The sequence below is a fragment of the Pelagicoccus sp. SDUM812005 genome (assembly GCF_031127875.1).
GTDB lineage: Bacteria > Verrucomicrobiota > Verrucomicrobiia > Opitutales > Opitutaceae > Pelagicoccus.
Map to the genome: position 1 here is coordinate 112,373 of NZ_JARXIA010000007.1, position 18,397 is coordinate 130,769.

The 18,397-nt window shown below is 57.4% G+C and carries 15 protein-coding genes; 9 read left to right on the top strand and 6 right to left on the bottom strand.

Annotation, left to right across the window (positions count from 1 at the left end):
- Positions 1–8: 8 nt before the first annotated feature.
- Entirely contained in the window at positions 9–746 is a 738-nt protein-coding gene (locus QEH57_RS10240) for a PRC-barrel domain-containing protein (RefSeq protein ID WP_309006639.1), read from the bottom strand.
- 361 nt (positions 747–1,107) lie between these two features.
- Between QEH57_RS10240 and sbnA the strand changes: the two genes are divergently transcribed.
- The 3 genes from sbnA (at position 1,108) to QEH57_RS10255 (ending at position 5,308) form a co-directional block, all read left to right on the top strand.
- Positions 1,108–2,157, top strand: coding sequence for a 2,3-diaminopropionate biosynthesis protein SbnA (sbnA, locus tag QEH57_RS10245; protein WP_343224769.1), 1,050 nt, complete (start codon positions 1,108–1,110; stop codon positions 2,155–2,157).
- On the top strand, positions 2,157–3,851 hold the full coding sequence (locus QEH57_RS10250; protein WP_309006641.1) for an FAD/NAD(P)-binding protein: 1,695 nt from the start codon (positions 2,157–2,159) through the stop codon (positions 3,849–3,851). Before sbnA ends, QEH57_RS10250 begins: the two co-directional genes overlap by 1 nt.
- Before the next feature lie 89 nt (positions 3,852–3,940).
- Entirely contained in the window at positions 3,941–5,308 is a 1,368-nt protein-coding gene (locus QEH57_RS10255) for a hypothetical protein (protein ID WP_309006642.1), read from the top strand.
- Positions 5,309–5,357: 49 nt separating this feature from the next.
- Here QEH57_RS10255 and QEH57_RS10260 read toward each other — a convergent pair whose 3' ends face one another.
- Together QEH57_RS10260 and QEH57_RS10265 are read right to left on the bottom strand one after the other, a co-directional pair.
- Positions 5,358–5,516, bottom strand: coding sequence for a YqaE/Pmp3 family membrane protein (locus tag QEH57_RS10260; RefSeq protein ID WP_309006643.1), 159 nt, complete (start codon positions 5,514–5,516; stop codon positions 5,358–5,360).
- Between the two features lie 232 nt (positions 5,517–5,748).
- On the bottom strand, positions 5,749–7,449 hold the full coding sequence (locus QEH57_RS10265; protein ID WP_309006644.1) for a PRC-barrel domain-containing protein: 1,701 nt from the start codon (positions 7,447–7,449) through the stop codon (positions 5,749–5,751).
- 483 nt (positions 7,450–7,932) lie between these two features.
- Here QEH57_RS10265 and QEH57_RS10270 point away from each other — a divergent pair, with 483 nt between their 5' ends.
- Positions 7,933–9,000, top strand: a complete 1,068-nt coding sequence (locus tag QEH57_RS10270) for a PRC-barrel domain-containing protein (protein ID WP_309006645.1) — start codon at positions 7,933–7,935, stop codon at positions 8,998–9,000.
- 149 nt (positions 9,001–9,149) lie between these two features.
- Positions 9,150–9,812, top strand: a complete 663-nt coding sequence (locus tag QEH57_RS10275) for a hypothetical protein (protein WP_309006647.1) — start codon at positions 9,150–9,152, stop codon at positions 9,810–9,812.
- A gap of 153 nt (positions 9,813–9,965) precedes the next feature.
- On the opposite strand, the gene QEH57_RS10280 is transcribed toward QEH57_RS10275, so the two are convergent.
- Positions 9,966–10,568 (bottom strand): hypothetical protein, encoded by a 603-nt coding sequence (locus tag QEH57_RS10280; RefSeq protein ID WP_309006648.1) that lies wholly within the window; start codon positions 10,566–10,568, stop codon positions 9,966–9,968.
- Positions 10,569–10,867: 299 nt separating this feature from the next.
- Between QEH57_RS10280 and QEH57_RS10285 the strand changes: the two genes are divergently transcribed.
- Together QEH57_RS10285 and QEH57_RS10290 are read left to right on the top strand one after the other, a co-directional pair.
- Positions 10,868–11,719, top strand: coding sequence for a YihY/virulence factor BrkB family protein (locus tag QEH57_RS10285; protein WP_309006649.1), 852 nt, complete (start codon positions 10,868–10,870; stop codon positions 11,717–11,719).
- 89 nt (positions 11,720–11,808) lie between these two features.
- Positions 11,809–13,614 (top strand): alpha-amylase family glycosyl hydrolase, encoded by a 1,806-nt coding sequence (locus QEH57_RS10290; RefSeq protein ID WP_309006650.1) that lies wholly within the window; start codon positions 11,809–11,811, stop codon positions 13,612–13,614.
- A gap of 260 nt (positions 13,615–13,874) precedes the next feature.
- Here the strand turns inward: QEH57_RS10290 and QEH57_RS10295 are convergent, their stop codons facing one another.
- Together QEH57_RS10295 and QEH57_RS10300 are read right to left on the bottom strand one after the other, a co-directional pair.
- Positions 13,875–14,339 (bottom strand): DUF2383 domain-containing protein, encoded by a 465-nt coding sequence (locus QEH57_RS10295; RefSeq protein ID WP_309006651.1) that lies wholly within the window; start codon positions 14,337–14,339, stop codon positions 13,875–13,877.
- A gap of 183 nt (positions 14,340–14,522) precedes the next feature.
- Positions 14,523–15,497: a hypothetical protein gene (locus QEH57_RS10300; RefSeq protein WP_309006652.1), complete on the bottom strand. Its 975-nt coding sequence runs from the start codon at positions 15,495–15,497 to the stop codon at positions 14,523–14,525.
- A 499-nt stretch (positions 15,498–15,996) separates the two neighbouring features.
- Between QEH57_RS10300 and QEH57_RS10305 the strand changes: the two genes are divergently transcribed.
- Together QEH57_RS10305 and QEH57_RS10310 are read left to right on the top strand one after the other, a co-directional pair.
- Positions 15,997–17,118 (top strand): ATP-binding protein, encoded by a 1,122-nt coding sequence (locus QEH57_RS10305; RefSeq protein WP_309006653.1) that lies wholly within the window; start codon positions 15,997–15,999, stop codon positions 17,116–17,118.
- Between the two features lie 136 nt (positions 17,119–17,254).
- The gene (locus QEH57_RS10310; RefSeq protein WP_309006655.1) at positions 17,255–18,367 is read left to right on the top strand and encodes a DUF748 domain-containing protein; all 1,113 of its coding nucleotides are present in this window, start codon (positions 17,255–17,257) and stop codon (positions 18,365–18,367) included.
- Positions 18,368–18,397: the final 30 nt, after the last annotated feature.

The following is an 18,397-nucleotide window of genomic DNA, read 5'->3' on the forward strand; positions in this document are numbered from 1 at the left end:
GGTTGAGTTTAGCTCTTTTGGAGTTTTAGCTCTTCGTCCACGGAGATGGGATGCGTGTCGCTCGGTTCGGAGGGAGAGCCTTTGATTTGTTCCTTGGTGTAGGTGCAACCGATCTCCGAGTTGTCGTAGTCGACGTACTTTACGGTGTTGATAGGGATCACCTTATGGGAGCCGATGAACCATGGGCGGGTGTTCACGACGGCAAACTTAACGGTCCAATTGGCAGCATCTACGAGGAGATCGTGCAAGGGACCGCTGCTGTCGGAATCTGCGGGCCGTATCGAATATCCGCATACCTCGCGGAGAGAGCGGAGATTGGGATCGCCTTCCTCTACGCTAGGGGGAGGCATCTCGGCTGGGGGAGTGTTGGTGGGAATCGGCGGTACGCCGGCGTAGAGCGGCGAGGCGGAATCGCCGAGCCAGTAGGGTTGCCAGCCGTAGTACACGTGCAGCCGTTCTTCGGCTTGGCGCGACACGGGTTTGTCGGCATCCATGGGAGGGCTCTTCTCGATCTGTTCCCGAGTCATGGTTACGGGAATACCGTCCCTTAGGTCTCCCATGTTCACGGAATCGATCGATTGGGGAGATAGCAGCACTCGTCGCCCGGGAAGCCAGTTTCCGGTGTCTATAACGAGGTAGCGGATATGGAAACTTTCATCGTCGAAGTAGAGATCCTTGCAGGTTCCGAAATCTTCGTTGGTGGCTTGGATCTTTTTCCCTAGGAGACTTTTTGTGCTGTATATCATTGTATTTTATTAGCTGAGGTTGTGACAAGTGGGGTGGGGTATCCGGCCTTTCGGATCGCAAGTTACGCGCCACGGGGCGGTTAGGGGAGATCGGGGCGCCGCGATTGCGGAAAGGGGGCAAAATGCACCGGAGCGGCATGCATTGTAGTGCAAGGACGAAGGGAGCGTTTGCTCGAGCTGGAGGCGCGAAAGGGCATTGTCAGCGGGCGAGGATACTCTTTCAGCGAGGCGAATGAGGAGGTCCGTAAGGCTTTCCACTATTTGGCGCAAACTCTGCAAATGATCGCGGTACCGAACTTCGGAAAGAGGTTCACAACTCTAAATGATACAGGAATCTTCACTCTCTGGCCTTGCGGGGCGAATGGCATTCGAGCGTCCGGCGCCCGGCTGGCAGCGTCGCACTTGCAACGGGGTACTCGAAGCGGTAGGCGGCACGCCCTTGGTGCGGCTGGAACGTTACCTTGATCTCTACGACGTGGAGCTTTTCGCCAAGTTGGAGTACCTCAACCCGGGAGGCAGCGCCAAGGACCGCCCAGCCCGCAAGATGATCGAGGACGCTTTGGAAGCGGGTGAAATCAGAAGAGGGCAGACGGTTGTCGAATCGACCTCGGGGAACATGGGAATCGGTTTGGCCCAGGCCTGCGCCTACCATGGCCTGAAGCTGGTATGCGTGGTCGATCCCAACGCGCAGCTGCAGAACGTGGCGATCATGCAGGCCTTGGGAGCGACGATCGAATGGGTGCGAGAGCCGGTGAATGGAGACTTTTTGACGGCTCGCTTGCAGCGGGTCCGGGAAATTCAAGAAAGAGATCCAAACGTGTATTGGACGAATCAATACGAAAACCAAAGAAACCCTGAGGCTCACTTCGAGAGCACGATCCAGGAGATCGACGATGTCTTCGGCGATTCGGTGGATGTGCTCTTCGTTGCGACCAGCAGCACCGGGACTGCTAGCGGTTGCCAGAACTTTCTAAAGGAGCGAGGACGCCAGACCAAGGTGGTCGCAGTGGACGCGGAAGGAAGCGTGCTGTTTGGAGGGGAGAAGGGGCCTCGTCTGATACCTGGCCTAGGGGCTGGGACGGTTCCCGGGCTGGCGAAAGGGAAGCATTTCGACTCGCTTTGCCGGGTCTCGGACGTGCGCTGCGTTGTGGGCTGTCGACGGGCGGCGATGCGCGAGGCGATGCTGGTAGGAGGTTCTGCAGGCGGAGTACTGGAAGCGGTGCGCTCACTGCAAACCGAGTTGGTCGGAAAACGCTGCGTGGCTATCCTGCACGATTCCGGTGTTCGCTATTTGGATACCGTCTACTCGAATAATTGGGTAAAGGAAAAGCTAGGGGTGGAGGTGGAAGAGCTCCGTTCTCTTATCGATGCGAACTGTGTCGAGTGTCTGGAACGCGATACCTTTCGGTGATGAGTGAAGCGAAAGCTCTGTCGAAATTGCCAAGTGGAAGCGTGTATCGACACAGCTTGGGAATCGTAGGATGCGGACCGCGGGGACTCCATTGCTTGGAGCGCTTGGCGAACGAGCTTGCAGCCATCGGCTCGGGAGAAGGTTACGATATCGTACTTTTCGAGCCGTCCCCTTGGGCCGGAGCTGGTTGCGTTTACGATTTGCGGCAGCCAGAGTATTTGCGAGTCAACTACGCGATCAAGAACATCGATGTCTGGAGCTTGCGGGAGCAGCCGCGGCCGCCTTCATTGGTCCAGTGGCTCTTGAAGGTGAAGAAGGAATCGGTCGATGCGGAGGAGTACCTACCGCGCTCGGTCGTGGGAGACTACCTGCAGGAGTGCCTGCAGATCGTGCAGAGCGAATTGATCGCGCTCGGCTGCTCGATACAGCTGTGTTCGGAGCAGGTCGATAGCATCGAAGTCGATGCGGAGAGATTGGCTGTGCATGCGGGGGAACGTTGGTATCGCTTCGATGATCTCGTATTGACCACTGGGCATGAGGGATGGCGCGGGGCTACCCGGGACGGGGAGAGGAGAGCTGCATCTCCAGCTGTGGTTTCCCATGTCTTTCCGGTGGAGCGAATGCTTTCCACCTCGAATATTCCCTGCGGAAGCAAGGTCGCAGTGCGGGGATTTTCGTTGTGCTTCATCGATGCGGCGCTGGCCTTGACCCAAGGAAGGGGCGGGGAATTCATTCGTACTCCGACGGGGCTGCGGTATCGAAGAAGCAACTTCGAGCCGGATGCGATTTATCCGTATTGCCGGAGCGGACGTCCAATGCGTTGCAAGCCGCAGCCGCAGAAGATGTGCCTGCCTGCTAGCATTCGAACGGTATGGGAGGAAGGACGGACCTGGCTGGAAGGGCAGAAGGAGCAGGGAGGAGCGTCTTTCGAATCGCTGATTTTGCCGATCGTTTTCGACTGCGCCCAGCGTTCCCTGCGACTGTGCGGGGTGGAGGGCAGCGTGGAGGCCTGGTACGGGAGCTGGCTGGAAGCGTCGGCGGACCCGTGGGACGTTTTCGACGAGATGCGGAAATCCTGCGCGATCGCTTCGGGCAAGGCTCCGGTCGATGCCGGATGGGCTCTGGGCGAGAGCTGGCGTCAGCTCTATCCCGCGGTGGCTAGCTTGGCCCAACGCGGTGGCTTGGAGACTGGCCAGTGGAAGCGTTTCTGGCGATTCCATCAGGAGATGGAACGTATCGCCTTTGGACCTCCTCTGGAGAACATGGAGAAGCTCGTTGCCTTGGTGGGCGCGGGGCGGGTCAAACTCGATGCGCTGAAGTCACCGGAATATGAATACGAGGAAGACTCCGCTCAATTCGTTTCCTCGAAGTACGAAAAGCGGGTGGACGTGTTGGTGGATGCGGTCTTGCCGGGCTTTCAAGATTTTTCCGAGGGGTCTTTGTTGGGATCGCTGATGGCGGCCAAAAGAGCTCGCCGCGACCCGGTCAGCGGTGGCGTGCAGGTCGCGGAAGACGGTGCGTTGATCGACGCCAGAGGACAGCCCGATTCGCGTCTCGTCTACTTTGGGCGCGCTACGGAAGGCTGGCTTCTGGGGAACGACAGTTTGGGTCGCAATCCTCGGGAGGGCATATCGCTATGGGCCGAGAAGATGGCGGCTAAGGTGCTTGAATCCACGAAGCGAATGGCTCGATGAATGGGGACGCGACGTGTTCGAATAGGGAAGGAGCAAGATGGAGCTCGTTGCAAGGCGTTCCTAGGCTCGAGGCTCGTCTTGAGCCGTGGATGCAGAGAGAGGGCCTGGGAAGCCTCTTGAGGGAGGGCTTGAAGGTATTTGGCTCGCCCTTGAACCTGATCCATACGGATCCTTTCGTCCGGAATATCGAAGCCCTGCTCAAGACGGGTAGGACGCGCAATCTCGACCTTGCGGTTTTCTTCGCCCGCAAAGCGAACAAGTGCCTCTCTTTCGTCGATGCGTGTCGAATAAACGGATACGGAGTGGATGTCGCTAGCGAGGTGGAGCTTCGCCAGACCTTGGCCCGGGGAGTGCTGGGCAGCGGTATCGCGTGTACGGCCGCGGTGAAGTCCCGTTCGCTGCTGGAGACCTGCTTGCAGAACGACGTTTGCGTGGTGATGGATAATAGCGACGAGCTGGAGCTCGCAGCCTCGGTCGCCAAGGGCCGGAGTCGTTCCTTGCGGGTGGCCTTGCGGCTGGCGGGCTTCGAGTTTGAGGGGCGTGCCCTAGAGTCGCGGTTTGGCTTTCCGCTGCGAGAGGTACCTGAGCTTTTAAGGCGTCCCGAGTGGCGATCTCTCGCTCTCGAAGGCCTGCATTTTCATTTGGACGGATATTGCCCTAAGCAGAGGATCGCAGCCTTGGCTCAGTGCTTGGACCTGTATGACTCGCTGGAGACCGCTATGGATCGACGCATCGCTTTCATCGATTGCGGCGGCGGCGTGCCGATGTCCTACCTAGAGAGCGAGCGTCAGTGGAATGACTTTTGGAAGGCCCACGAGGATGCCTTGTTAGGCCGTGGGGATCCGGTGACGTTCGGAAATAATGGATACGGACGCATTGTGGTGGACGGCCATTTGCACGGGCAGGTGAAACGGTATCCGTTCTACCAGTCCTTGGTGCAAGACCAGTGGCTCGAGCGCATTCTGGACGCGCCTTGCCAGGGGGCGACGATTGCGGAAGCCCTTGCCAAGCGCGGCTTGCAGCTGCGCCTGGAGCCGGGACGAAGTGTGTTGGATGGCAGCGGTGTGACGGCGGCGGAAGTGGCCTTCCGCAAGCGGCACAGCAATGGGCAGCCCTTGGTGGGTCTTGCTATGAACCACACGCAATGCCGTACCAGTAGCGTCGATTTTTTTGCGGACCCGTTGCTTTATAGAAGTGGTGGGGAGACCGGACAGGTGAGCCTATCCGGCGACGATTCCGCGTTTTTAGTCGGCGCGTATTGTACGGAGTCGGAGTTCTTGAGCTTGAGACGGTTTCACTTCCCTGAAGGCGTAGCGGTCGGCGATATCGTGGTGTTTCCCAATACGGCGGGCTACTTTATGCACTTCCGGGAAAGCCGATCCCATCAGTTCCCGTTAGCGAAGAATATCGATATCACGCAGGGAACCCTCCGTGTAGACGCATGCGAGCGAAGCTAGTCCGAGGACAGGCTTCGCTCGTAAACGGTTTAAATTAGCGGTTCGAAATCTATTTCTTGGCGATGATGTAAACCGCGTGGATGACACCTGGGATATAGCCGAGGATAGTCAGTAGGATATTGAGCCAGAAGTGAAAGCCGATTCCAACCTGGAGGAAGACGCCGACTGGGGGAAGGATTATAGATAGTATTATTCGTATTAGATCCATGATGTATAGCGATTGATATGGGTTTGAGGCTGTTTAGTAAAACCTATTCGCTGCTGATTCTGTTTTTGTTTGCGAGGCTTCTATTCGTTTGTCGATAGCTCCGCGGTTTGTTCGGAGATCCAGCGGGGAAAGGTACGTTTATCGGATTCGACGAAGGGAGACCGATATGGTCTCCCTTCGCGTGTGATGTCTAAAATGCCTTTATGTTATGAGGCGTTAATAGGTCCGCGTGTTAGCGGGAAGCGGTTTGGTATCCGCTTTGTTCGAAGAGGAAGACGTAGTCCTTGTTGGAGCCCTTAATTTCGGACTCGTCGATTCCGAAAGCTTCGCTGAGGGAATCGGCGTTTTGCTCGAGGTAGGACTCGAACTCTTCCTGCGACTTGAAGGTTGCCCAAGATCTGAACTCGGACGCGTCGGAGCTGAGCGTCAGGGCCTTGCCGTCCCAAGAGGCGCAGGCTTCACCCTTGTGGTCGTGCTGCTTCGAGCGCGATGCGGATTCGACAGCCGCTACAGGGATGATGGTCTTTTCGCCGTTGCGATTGGATTCCAGCACGAGGAACTCAACCTTGCCGGAGCTGGCGTCGGCTACGACGTCCGCGACGGAGGCAACCTTCTTCCCGTTCTTAGCCTTTACGGTTTTGCCTTCGAGCTTGCTCACCTGGATACGGCTATCGCCGAGCTCGATCATTTCATCCTTGGAAGGCAGCTTGTTGTCGCGGGACTTCATGTCCTTATCGTTGCGCGAGTACTGACCCTCCATGGAGCGGGAGTCGGAATCGGTGCTGTAAGGAACGCTGTATACGAAACCGTAGTACGTTCCGCGGGCAGGGATAGCGGAGTTTTCGATGCGATAGCTATCGATCAAGCGATCCCGGTTGGCGCGGATGTAGGAGTTCGGGTCAACGTCGCGTCGGTAGTCGGCGAGTTCCTCGAACTTTTCTTCGGTCATGTTGAGCACGATGTGGTCGCCCATCCACCAGTTCGCTCCGTCCTGCGGGTGAGGATCGTCGGTGTTGGCGTGGTACTTGATGGAGCTGAGAGGCACGATGGCGTGTTCGCCGTCGAACCAGTCGTCGGTGCGTACCACGAGGTGAGCGGATTCGTTGCCGTTTTCGTCGGCGATGATGTCGACTACCTTACCGAGGCGATCGTCAAGGTGGTTAACGACTTCGACGCCCTTGAGCTCGTCGGCGGTGAGGCTATGGCCATCGATGTCGAAGCTGCGGTTCGCGAGGTCCTTGGAGTTGTCGTTGTAGCGGTACTGTTGGGCTCCGCTTTCGCGCCAGTCTTCGGTGCCGGCTTGGTTGCTGGAGTACTCGCGGTTGGAGCGCTCGCGATCGGAGCGGTCTTCCTTGCTGCGGTTGGTTACGGCAGTGTGGTAGCTGCGGCTGTCGTCGAAGACTTCCTTCTTGTCGATTCCGAGCTCAGCGGCGAGTTCGTCCGCTTGGTTTTCGAGGTACTCCTCGAGGTCGTTGCCGGGCTTGAAAGAGGCAAGCGCTTCGAAGCGATCTTCATCCATGTCGAGGACTACCACACCGCCGCGAATGTTCGCGAGGAAGCTCTCCCGTGTTTCGGCGTCGGCTTGCTCGAGAGAGCGGACAGGGATCAAGGCGGTGCGGCCGTCGAACCAATCGTCGGTAGATACGACTACGTGGGTCGCTTCGCTGCCGTTGGAGCTCAGTACGACGTCTTCGATCTCGCCGAGGTTTTCGTTTTGGCGATTGATGACGTTGGTTCCACGGAGCTCGTCGATGCTCATGTGCATGCCGCCCACGTTGACTTGGATTTGGCCGCGTTCGCTTACCGAGTCGATCGAGTAGTCATGCTTGCTGGTCTTGTTATCGGCATCCGCTGCCATTGCGAGCGGAGCGAGGAGCAGACTCGTCGCAAGCGTGAGAATACTTGTCTTATGTCGGATAGATTTGTGTTTCATTTTGTTTCTTTCGTTGGTGGTTAAGTTATCGGTTTTAGCACCTCCCTTTTACGCAATTGCTATGCCAAAGATCATTTTTATGGTTTTGGTTTGTTTGTAAGTTGTTGATGGGTAGATAGAAAAAGAGATTGTGTAGTCTTTATTAATTGCAGTTATCACGGAGCACTTCGACGCTATGTTGCATTCCGAGTTGTCGCATTTGATATTTGCATGCAGGGAAGGGGGGGATCTTCCGCGTGGCGGGACCGATGTTTTTGGGAGGTCTGATTTTGTGCGTTTCGCACGGTCGGACGGCGGTTTGCAGGGCGTAATATAGAATAGGATCCCAGTGGGATTACGCTTTGTGGGGTTTACTATATTTGTGGGGTTTACTATATATAGTAGCGGAGGAGGAAGGGCGGGGCGAATTCGCGAGCTTGGCGCGGCCTAAGCGAAAGGAGGTTTGTTCAAACAACTATTAACTGAAAAACGGAGATTATAATTATGAAGAACAAATCAGAAGTAACAGATGCCCGCAGGGGCGAAGGCGTAATCGGTAAAGGGGCTGCGTTGGCAGTGGCGTTGAGCATGCTGCTGGCGCCCGTGAGCCTCTCTGGCGCCAATGAAAGGTCCGCCCTCAGCGAGGAAAAGCAGTACTCTATGGAGGATTCCTTGCCAGGTCCTAAGCAGCAGGACGAGAGGGGTTCCGAAGCTCAGCTTTCTTCCAGCGAGCCTGGAGAGTTGCCCGAAGAAAAGCAGGTCTCGATGCAGGGTGAAGCAGCGAAGTCAGGCGACGCAGCGGATCGCTCTCGCGAAGCTGTGGAAGTAACTGCCGGCAGTATCGAACCGTCCTACGAAACGAAGGCTCCCATGCGTACGGAGCGTCTGACGAACGTGACCTCGTGGAAGGGTTCGAAGGTGAGCTCCGAGGAGGGGGAGACGCTGGGTCGCATCGAGGACACGGTGCTTGACGCTCAATCGGGCCAGGTCACGCACGTGCTCATAGATAACAAGGGCCTTTTCGCAGGTTCGCGACTGGTACCGGTTTCGCAGCTAAGCAGAGAAGGCGCGGACGGTTCGTTCGTATTGGCAGCGAAGATAGACGGTTCTTCGGAGGATCGTATGTATTCAGAAACTGGAAACCTGGAGGAACCAATGGTCTCCGAGCGAAGCCAAGGTGAGGACCGGGAGTTTCGCGGTCGCGAATCTATCCGTCCGGGGCAGGTTCGCAGCTCCGATCTGATTGGTCGCAGCGTTGCGTCCAAGAGCGGCAAGGAAATCGGTGAAATCGAGAGCGTAGTACAGATTCCGGACACGCGGGACGCCTACGTCATCGTGGACGGATTCCAGGCACGGGACTGGAAACTGAATTCTGATGCGGAGAAGGTCGCTCTGCGCGTACCGGCCCTTGCGTTGGACGGCGACGTCGTGGAGCTGGCGGTATCGGGCGACGAGCCCGATTTCGGGTCGGCTCCTAGCTTGTTCGAAAGCGAACACGACAAGTGGTATTTGCACAACGGATACGACATCATCGTCGTGAAGGCAGAGAGCGAAGATTACGCTTCACGATAGTTAAAGGAGAGATCCCTTTTTATTTGCGAGCCGCCCGCTTGGGCGGCTTTTTCGTTTTTAGAGGCCGAGGGTATTGGGAAGGCCCGCGAGGGCGGTGGCGCGTCCTGTGCATAAGCGAGCTTGTTTTGTCGCATTAACCCCTGATTCCTATGACTGAGACAACTGAGATGGCCACGCTTTACGAAGCCTTGAAATTGCTGCGTCGCACCCGCTTGGACGAGCCTTTGGGGGCTTTGTCCAACGGGGCTCTTTATCGTATCGCCCAGCTGCGACCGAAGTCGGAGGAGGCTTTGCCGGACGAGATGGGGCTGGAGTCCCTGGATTATGGAGAGCGCGGCGATATCGTATCGCTGGTGAAGGTCTTTTCGCCGGAACGTACTAGCGACAGCGCCAATGAAGTGGCCCGAAGGAAGATCGAGGAGATCGAGGTGCGGCTTTATCGCATGTTGGTAGGCCACCTGAAGGGACGTTACGGCAAGCAGTGGTGGTTCAAGGGGGTTCCCGAGTCCATCCGGGTCAAGGCTTCGCAGCTTTACGAGGAAAGCGAAGGGCAGATCGAGAAGGAGACGGCCTTGTACTTGAGGGACCTCAAGGAAATCGCTTTGTCGGAGTGGGGAGAAGTGAAGGACCTGGTGGCGGATCCGCAGGAGAGCAAGCGACGCTTCAGTTCGCGTTTGGATCAGCTGCTGGAGCTTCGCAATCGCCTCAGCCATCCGATTCGCTTGCAGGAAAACGCCCTGCAGGAGGAGGAGTTGGAGGCCTTGGACGAGTGGATGGAGCGGCTGGAGGAGTTCGCGGACGAGGAGCGCTGAAGGCTTTTCGCGGTCTCTGTATTCTTAGGAGCGTTCAAGCCGCAGGCGTGGCCCTTGCGGTACGGGGGCTTCAAAACGGAAAAAGGCCACGGGCAAACGCCGGTGGCCTTTAAAGGTGCGATGGATCGCTGTGGGCGGGGAACCTAGCTTCGCTTAGGTTTCCTCATCCAAGCGCTCGACCAAGGTGTCGATGGCATCCTCGAGCTGTTCGTCGTTGAGGCTGGTGTCCTCTTGGCTGAGGTGGCCGCGCCACAGGAGTATTCCCGAATCAACGTCGTAGATGTCTAGCAGGAAAATGCGGGAGTTGGCGGGAAGGTAGATGGGTTCGCTCGCGTTCGGCCCGGGTACGGAGCGGGTACGCGATACGGTCGTTGTTACGGACCCGTCCGCGTCGCGCGTTTCTTCGGTGGTGGTAATGGTTACCTTTTCGGGGAGGGAAGCGTCCAGGTAGCTCGCTTGCACCGCGGGATAGGTGCGGAAAACGGCTTTGATCTGCGGTTGGCGGGCGCCGACGTAGTCGAAGCCGCGCTCCTCCAGTTCGTCGATCAGTTCGCTGCTGGCCTCCTTTTGCATTGCGGCGCTGAAGGCGGTGTCGGTGGTGCTGGAGTCGGTCACGCTGACCGAGAAGCGATCGGTTTTATGCAGGTCGAGCGCTTTCGTTACGGCGGTCGAGTTGACCGCTTCGGGTGTGGCGCATCCGGCGAGCGCCACGAGGGCGGCCAGGCTTGCGAGGATGGGTAAGGTCGTGATTTTCATAGTATTTGCTGGTTGGTTGCCATTTGAGGCGTTCCGTCCTGTTTTGCGGAAAGGGCGCCAAGCTGCGTGGAAGAATGATATTCGCTTATAGCATTTTTTAAGAATCTATATTCCAAGGCCTTGCGTGAAGGAACGTATCGTTTTGGCAGCTATCTGCATTGTTGCATAGCGCATCGTGACGGGGCTCTGCGGTGCGTTTTGCTCGCTGCTGGAAGGAGGGACAGGGCTTGGCAGGCCGACGGGAGCGGTCGGTCGCTTTTGGCGCGTGGCGTGCGACTAGGCTTTCCATGATGGGACCAGTGAAACTTGCCTATGGATTTGCGGTGAAGTCGATCAAGGGCTGGCTTGCCGACGGAGGGACGCGGTTAGCGGCGGCTGTAGCGTTTTTCACGGCCCTTTCTCTGGCTCCGCTGCTCACCTTGGTGATGCTTGTATTGAGCGTCTTCTTGGGGGACGAAGCGGCTCGTGGCCTGTTGGCGGATGAGATCGCGAACGTGACGGATTATCAGACGGCGCGTTTTATCGAATCGATGATAAGCGATCCGGAGCTGGGAAGCTCCAGCTTGCTAGCGGGCTTGTTTGGCGGAGCCTTGCTGTTGTGGGGAGCGACGCGACTTTTTTACGAGATACAGGAAGCCTTGGATATTATATTGGGCAAGGGAGAGTCGGTGACCGGTCTAGCGACTGCCTTGAAGCGGCGGGCCTTGGCTTTGGGGATGTGCATGGTGGTCGCCTTCCTGCTTCTTGTATCGCTGGCGGTAAATACGGCGCTTTCCTTCGCGATCGATTCCGTGCGGCTCGATTTGCCGGGGGTGGATTGGATGTGGGGGCTAGCGGCCGCTGTGAGCTCCTGGCTGATCGTCAGCTTGCTATTTACGACGCTCTATCGGTGGCTGCCCTTGGCCAAGGTTCCCTGGCGTTGCGCCCTGTGGGGCGGCGGGGTATCCGCAGGGCTTTTTGGGGTGGGAAGGAATGCATTTAGCATTTATCTGGCCCGACAGGACGACTTCGGTGGCGGGGCCGCTTCGCTTATCGCAGTGCTGCTTTGGGTTTATTTCTCCGCTCAGGTCTTTTTCCTCGGGGCGGAGGTAGCCAAGGCGGTTAGGGAGAGAGGCGAGTCTAAAGAGGCAGGGGCCGTGATAAAACGCTGAAGATTTTCGAGCTTGGGACCGGTGGCTGGCGCAGTTTGGGCGAAAGAAGCTCAACGGGCGATGGTCGCTCGCGTTAACACCTTTATAAAATGAGTGAAACCTTGGAATCGGAATTACCTTTGGGGGCGAGCGTGCTTGACGAAGGCGTATATTTTAAAGTCTGGGCGCCGCACGCGAAGGCGGTGTCCGTAGTCGGCGACTGGAACGATTGGAATCCAGACGCGGATCCCATGGCTCAGCGCGAGCATGGCAACTGGGATTGCCTGTGCGCGGAGGCGCGGGACGGATCTGAATACAAGTTCGCGATCGATACGGGGGATTCCGTTATGCAAAAGATAGACCCGCGCGCTCGGAAAGTAACGAATTCCGTCGGCAACGCGGTGGTGTACGCGGACTGTTTCGATTGGGAGGACGATGCTTACGAATTGCCGCCTTTGAACCAGCTCGTTATCTACGAGCTGCATGCTCGAAGCTTTTGTGGTGAGGATGGGGAAGGGAAGGCGACCTTGGACGAGGTTTGCGCCAAGCTCGACCATCTGCAGCGCTTGGGCGTGAACGCGATCGAGCTGATGCCGGTGGCGGAGTTCGCGGGCGATTTGTCCTGGGGCTACAATCCTAGCCATCCGTACGCGGTGGAGAGTAGCTACGGCGGGCCGGATGGATTGAAGCGCCTGGTGAAGGAGGCCCATCGCCGTAATATTGGCGTCGTGCTCGACGTGGTTTATAATCATTTCGGACCGAGCGACTTGGATCTCTGGCAATTCGATGGTTGGGAGGAAAACGGCCAAGGCGGTATCTACTTTTATAACGATTGGAAGGCTGAAACGCCCTGGGGACAGACGCGTCCGGACTATGGCCGTGGCGAGGTGCGACAATATATCCGGGATAACGCGCTGATGTGGCTGGAGGAGTTCCGCATCGATGGCTTGCGCTACGATATGACGCTTTTCATGCGCAGCGTGAGGGCGGACGGGGCGGAGGAGCTTCCCGACGGGTTCGACCTGCTGAGATGGATCAACAAGGATGCCAGGAGCTTGCCCCAGAACAAGGTGTTGATTGCGGAAGACCTGCAGAACGAACCCAGCCTGACGGAGGATATCGAGCATGGCGGAGGCGGGTTTCATGCCCAGTGGGATGCGGCTTTCGTCCACCCGATACGGGCCGTATTGATCGAGGCCGATGACGCGTCCCGTTCCATGCCCGCGGTCGCGGATGCCTTGCTCAGCCGCTTCAATGGCGATGCGTTTCGCCGTGTGGTGTATACGGAATCCCATGACGAGGTCGCTAACGGGCAGGCTCGTGTTACCCACGAGATCGACGCGGAGAACGAGACTGGCTTCCACGCGAGCGCGCGAGCCTCGCTCGGCATTGGCTTAACCTTAACGGCCCCAGGGGTTCCGATGTTGTTCCAAGGGCAGGAGTTCTTGGAGGAAGGATGGTTTTCGGACGACCATCCGCTTCACTGGTCTAAGCTGGAAGAGGCGGAAGGGATGATGGCCTTGGTGCAGGATCTGGTTTCCTTGCGCTTGAACAAGGCGGGCCAGGCCATTGGCTTGCAAGGTCAGGGCATCGAAATTTTGCACTGCAACGATATCGACAAAGTGGTTGCGTACCACCGTTGGCAGGACCATGGGGAGGGAGACGACGTGGTGGTTGTCGTGAACTTCAGCCACGAGGAGAAGAGCGATTATCAGCTTGGTTTCCCTGCTGCGGGAAAGTGGAGATGCTTGATGAATTCGGCCGCTGAAAAATATCATCGAAGCAAGGCGTTTTCGAGCCAAGGTGACCTCGAAGCAGGTGGAGAAGCTTACGGGGATGCGGCGGCGAGCGCAGCCATAGCTATCGCCCCTTATTCCTTCCAAATTTATTCTTTGGAAGCGTTGAAGGAAGGGTAAGGTTTTATTATATCTCAAATTCGCTGCCCTGCTATTTGGCAAGAGCAGCGAGTTTGTAGAGTCGAGGCCGGGAGTTCCTTTTGCGAGGCTCCCGGCGTTTTTGTGCATTCTTGGGGCGGGTGGGAGCTTCTTGTATTGAGGAAGTGGATATACTGAAATAACGGTAGGGCGGAAACGGAAAAAGCCCGGCGAGGCCGGGCTTTGGTGGAGACCGGAGCCAGACGTTTATCGGTTCCGATAGCGTTTATTTTCGTTTCGCTCTATTTGCCGCAGGCACGTTTTAGCTCGGCTCTGTTGTTGACGATATCTCCCTTGAGGTCAGCGATCGCTTTGCGGGTTTCGGGATCGATGGCGTCCAGTTTGCTGAGGGTTTCGTCGACGTACTCGAGCAGCTTGCTTTCGCCGCGCAGGGCTTCTTCGCAAATCGCTTCCGATGAGTTGCTGTCGGTGAATAGATCTTTTACGGAGATGAGGGCTCGGTGGGCGGCTCCCTTGATGGAACCGTCGCTCTTCCAGTCTTCTCCGATGCATTGAAGGCGACTGTTCAGGGCGATGGCGTGGTTTTCGCGGGCCGACTTCATTGCGAGAAACTGATGGGAGTCGACATCGGGCGTCTTGCTCGACTTTTCAGCAGCCTTTTCGAAGCCTTTGATGGAATCGTTGACGTGCGAAACGAGGGTTTCGAGTTGGGAGGCGAGTTCCTTTTGCGGGTTGATGGTATTCATGATCGTTATAGTGTTTATGTTATGGATTGTATAGCGGGGCGTTGTGGTTGGTGGAGCCACGCTGTTTCGATATAAAATTTGCCTTTATAGGGAAAGACCGCGCTTGAGCGGATCAAGCGCGGTCTGGTTGAGGGTGCTTTCCTCTGTAACAAGAGTTAGAATTCCAAGGTGGGGTAGAGTCGTTTAGAAGCGGTAGGCCGCTCCGAAAGTGAGGCTGTCGGATTCGACTTCGCCTGGATCGTCGAAGTTGTCGGCGTCGCTCAGGTCATACTCGTTGTTGGCGTAGCGAGCGTGCAGGCTGAATCGCTCTGTCGCGAACCATTCTGCGAAGATGCCAGCTCCGTCGCGGATTGCGGTACGGGAGGCGAGGTAGGGGCGACCGCCGAGGTCGTCGGCGTCGGAGTAGGAGATCCCGATACCGAGGTTGCGAGAAGGATAGTAGGTTGCCTTCAAACCGTAGACTTCGCCGCTGCTTTCGAGGCCTTGGTCGTCAAGTTCGTCGAACTGAGCGACTTGTAGGTCGATGAAGTAGAGGTTGCCCTCGAGGCTGAAGCCGGTGTTGTCCGTGAAGGACATGTAGTGCTTGAATGCGACGCCGATCGTATCGCTGCTAGATTCGACGAAAGAGTCCTCCGTGCGATTCTTGTAGTCGATAGCGGAATACACGACTCCGACTGTGGTGTTCTCTGCCACGTACTTACCGACCGATAGGGAGTACCCGTCGAAATCAGGTTGGTAGCGGAAGATGCCTGAGGTGAAATCGCCAGAAATATCGGTGTTAGCGTTGGTGTAACCAAGGTTTGCATACCAACCGGTCTCAGGATTTACCCAGAGGCCGTTGATGGTATAAGCGTCGAGGTCTACAACGTTGTCGATATCGTCATCGAGCTCCCGAATGTTAAGGCGGAGGTCGAGGGACGAGGCGCGTTGCGTGAAGGCGAGTTCGCGGTAGGCGTCACCGCCGGTTGCGTAATCGATAGGCGTAAAATAGTATACAGCGCCGAAGTCGATATTGTCTTCGTTTAGCTTAGAGTCCTCGAGGTCGGTGTCCCGAGTTGTATAATCGAGGTTTGTTTCCCAAGAGTAGGAGCTCGTTTGGGCAACGCAGAAAGGTGCCGCAACGAGAGCTGCCAAGGTAGTGATGTGTTTTGTTTTCATGTATGTTTCAGTTTGTGGTTTGTGGTTTGACGCTCTGATACATCGATTATTCGTGGGGGCACTTACCAAGGCGCCATGTTATAGTTTGAGGTGATCCCGATTTGCAGAGCTCGCGCCAAGTGTATCGAGATTATGGAAACGCTTTTTGTTAAAATATTGTAAGATGTTAACTGTGAGCTGGATGGGCGAGGATCGCTGGGGCGGCTTTCGCGTTCGTTCCGAAGATGCGACGGGGGTGCCACCGATAGAAGAGGGTCGGCGCTTTTCCATTTTGCTATGGAAGGGCTGCAGGATGCACCTCCGGGTTAGGTCGCTTCCGATCCGCTATAGGCGCTACTCCCATATGTTAGAAAAAAGTCGACATTGGGAGCGATTCGAACGGTTTTGGGGGAGCGTCTTATTTATAGAAACTGGATATGAGGGAAGGATATGAGGGCGTCGTCGTAGACGACGAGAACCGAGAGAGCGTGGCTTTTCGCCAACGAAACAAGTCATTCTCATGAAGCGTTCGGAGGAAGAGGAAGCGCTTGCTATGCAGTCTACGAGACTGCTTTTAATTGGAGACGACGTGTCGGACCGGAAGCGGATCGAGGACCTCCTCGCGAGGGCTCCCCGCGATCGGTATGCGATCGATTGGGCGTGCTCAACGGAGGAGCTCCCGGATTGCGTGCGGAACTGCCGTTACGACGCGATTTTGATCGACCATCGCTTGGAGTCGCAAGGGGTGGAGGCCTTGGTCACGGAGCTGGAGGCTCTCTGCGACCAGACCGCGGTAATTGTTTTGACGGATGGGGACCTTTCGGATGCGGAGGAGGCGGTGTGCCGGATGCCGGTCGACTTCCTGCTGAGCAAGAAGGAGCTTTCGGTTGATGGCTTGGATCGAGCGGTGCGCTACGCCATTCGCAACCGGGACCAACAGATGCGGCTGCGGAATTTCGCGCGGCTGGTGGCCCATGACTTGAAGGGGCCCTTGGGCAACGTGCGCAGCGCGGCGGAGATGTTGGCCATGCTTTTGCCGGATTTGTCGGGCGACCCTCGCGAACTGCTGGAGGTGTTGCGGAGCGATTGCGAGAACCTGGAGTCTACCTTGGAGGCGTTGCACGAGTATTCGGCGTCGCAGGGCGGTCGCCTCGAGTCCAAGACGATCCCGCTCCAGCAGGTTTTGCAGGCGGCTTTATGCAACTTGGGAATGCCGGATGCCCTCGAGGAGGGGAAAGTGGTCTGCGAGGGGTTGCCGAGCGTGGCGGTCGACGCGGGGCTTTTCACTCAAGTATTCCAAAACCTGATACGCAACGCCTTGCAGTATAACGCGAGTTCGAAGCCGTCGGTGCGAATCAGCGCGGTTTCGGCGTTGGGGTGCTGCGAGTTGAAGTTTGCGGACAATGGGATCGGGGTCGACCCGCGGAAGGCCAAGGACGTGTTTCGGCCGATGTATCGGCTCCACGGCACTGCGGCCTACGAGGGCACGGGGCTGGGCTTGACGGTTTGCAAGGGAATCGTGGAGCGGCACGGGGGCAGGATTTGGCTGGAGTCCAGCGGGATAGAGGGCGAAGGGAGCACGGTCTACATTCGACTCGTGGTGGCCCCGGATAGCCAAGCTTCCTCGACAGCGGAAGGCTGAAGGGCGAGGGCCTGGTGGGTGGCGCTTGGCGCTATCCTTGCAGAAGTCGGAGGCGAATCGCCCCGCTCCGATTGGGCCCCGTGGTGGCCGAGCGTTTGTTTCCGTTTGGAGAGGGGCGGCTGAAGCTCATGCCGTTATGAAGAATCGTTTCTCCAAGTATCTTTCGGGCGCTTCGCGCCGCAAACGGGGGCTGGCGATAGGCCTGCTGGCTCTGCTGCTGGTTTTGCTGGGGGCCCGGGTCCTGGCGCCCAGTTTGATTCGGAACCACGTAAATGGGGTGCTGAGCGATCTGGACGGCTATAACGGCTCGATCGAGGACATCGATCTGTCGCTCATTCGTGGTGCGTACCGCGTGGACGGTTTGATTTTGAACAAGGAGCACGGGGGAGCGGAGCAGCCGTTTCTGGAGGTGCGTTCCATGGATTTATCCGTGGAGTGGCTGGCGCTTTTCAAGGGGGCGCTGGTGGGCGAGCTGGTCTTGGAGGAGCCGAAGCTTTCGCTTGTCGTCTCCGATCGGAAGGAGCGCGAGCAGTTGGGCGACGAGGGGAATTGGGTGGAGACGGTGCAAGCTCTGTTTCCCTTTACCCTGAACCGCTTCGAGGTGAAGGACGGCGCGGTCGATTGGGCGTTGGAGGAGGACAGCCCGCTGGGGGCGGTTGCGGTGAGGAAGCTCAACGGCGTGGCGTCCGATATCACCAACGTGGACCGGAAGCAGGGCGAAGCCTTGCCTTCCCAGGTGCGGGCCAGCGGCTTGCTGGGGGAAGGGGCTCCCATGGAGTTGGAGGGAAGCTTCGACCTTTTGGCCGAGTCTTTGGAGATGAATTTGGACTTCCAGTGCGAGTCGATCCACCTGCCTTACCTGAATCCGATATTGGAAAACTACGCCAACATCGACGTGCGCAGCGGGACCTTGGGAATCTTCGTGGAGTGGGCGGTGTCGTCTGGGGAGGTCGATGGCTACGTCAAGTTCCTGGCGCGGGATATCGACGTGTTCCAGTTGGGCAAGGAGGGAGGGAATCCGCTCTCGGCCCTGTGGGACGCTTTCGCTGGCTTCTTGATCACGATCACCGAGAACAGGTCGAAGGACCAATTCGCGGCCAAGGTGCCGTTTAAGGGAAAGACCTCCGACTTGAAGGCGGGGGTGCTCCCGACGATCGGCTCGCTGCTGCAAAACGCTTTCGTTAGGGCCCTGGAGGGCGACGTGGACGGAAGCGTGAGCTTGGCGGACCTGCAAGCGGAGGGCGACTAGGCGAGCGCTGGCAGGCCGAAGGCGTCTGGC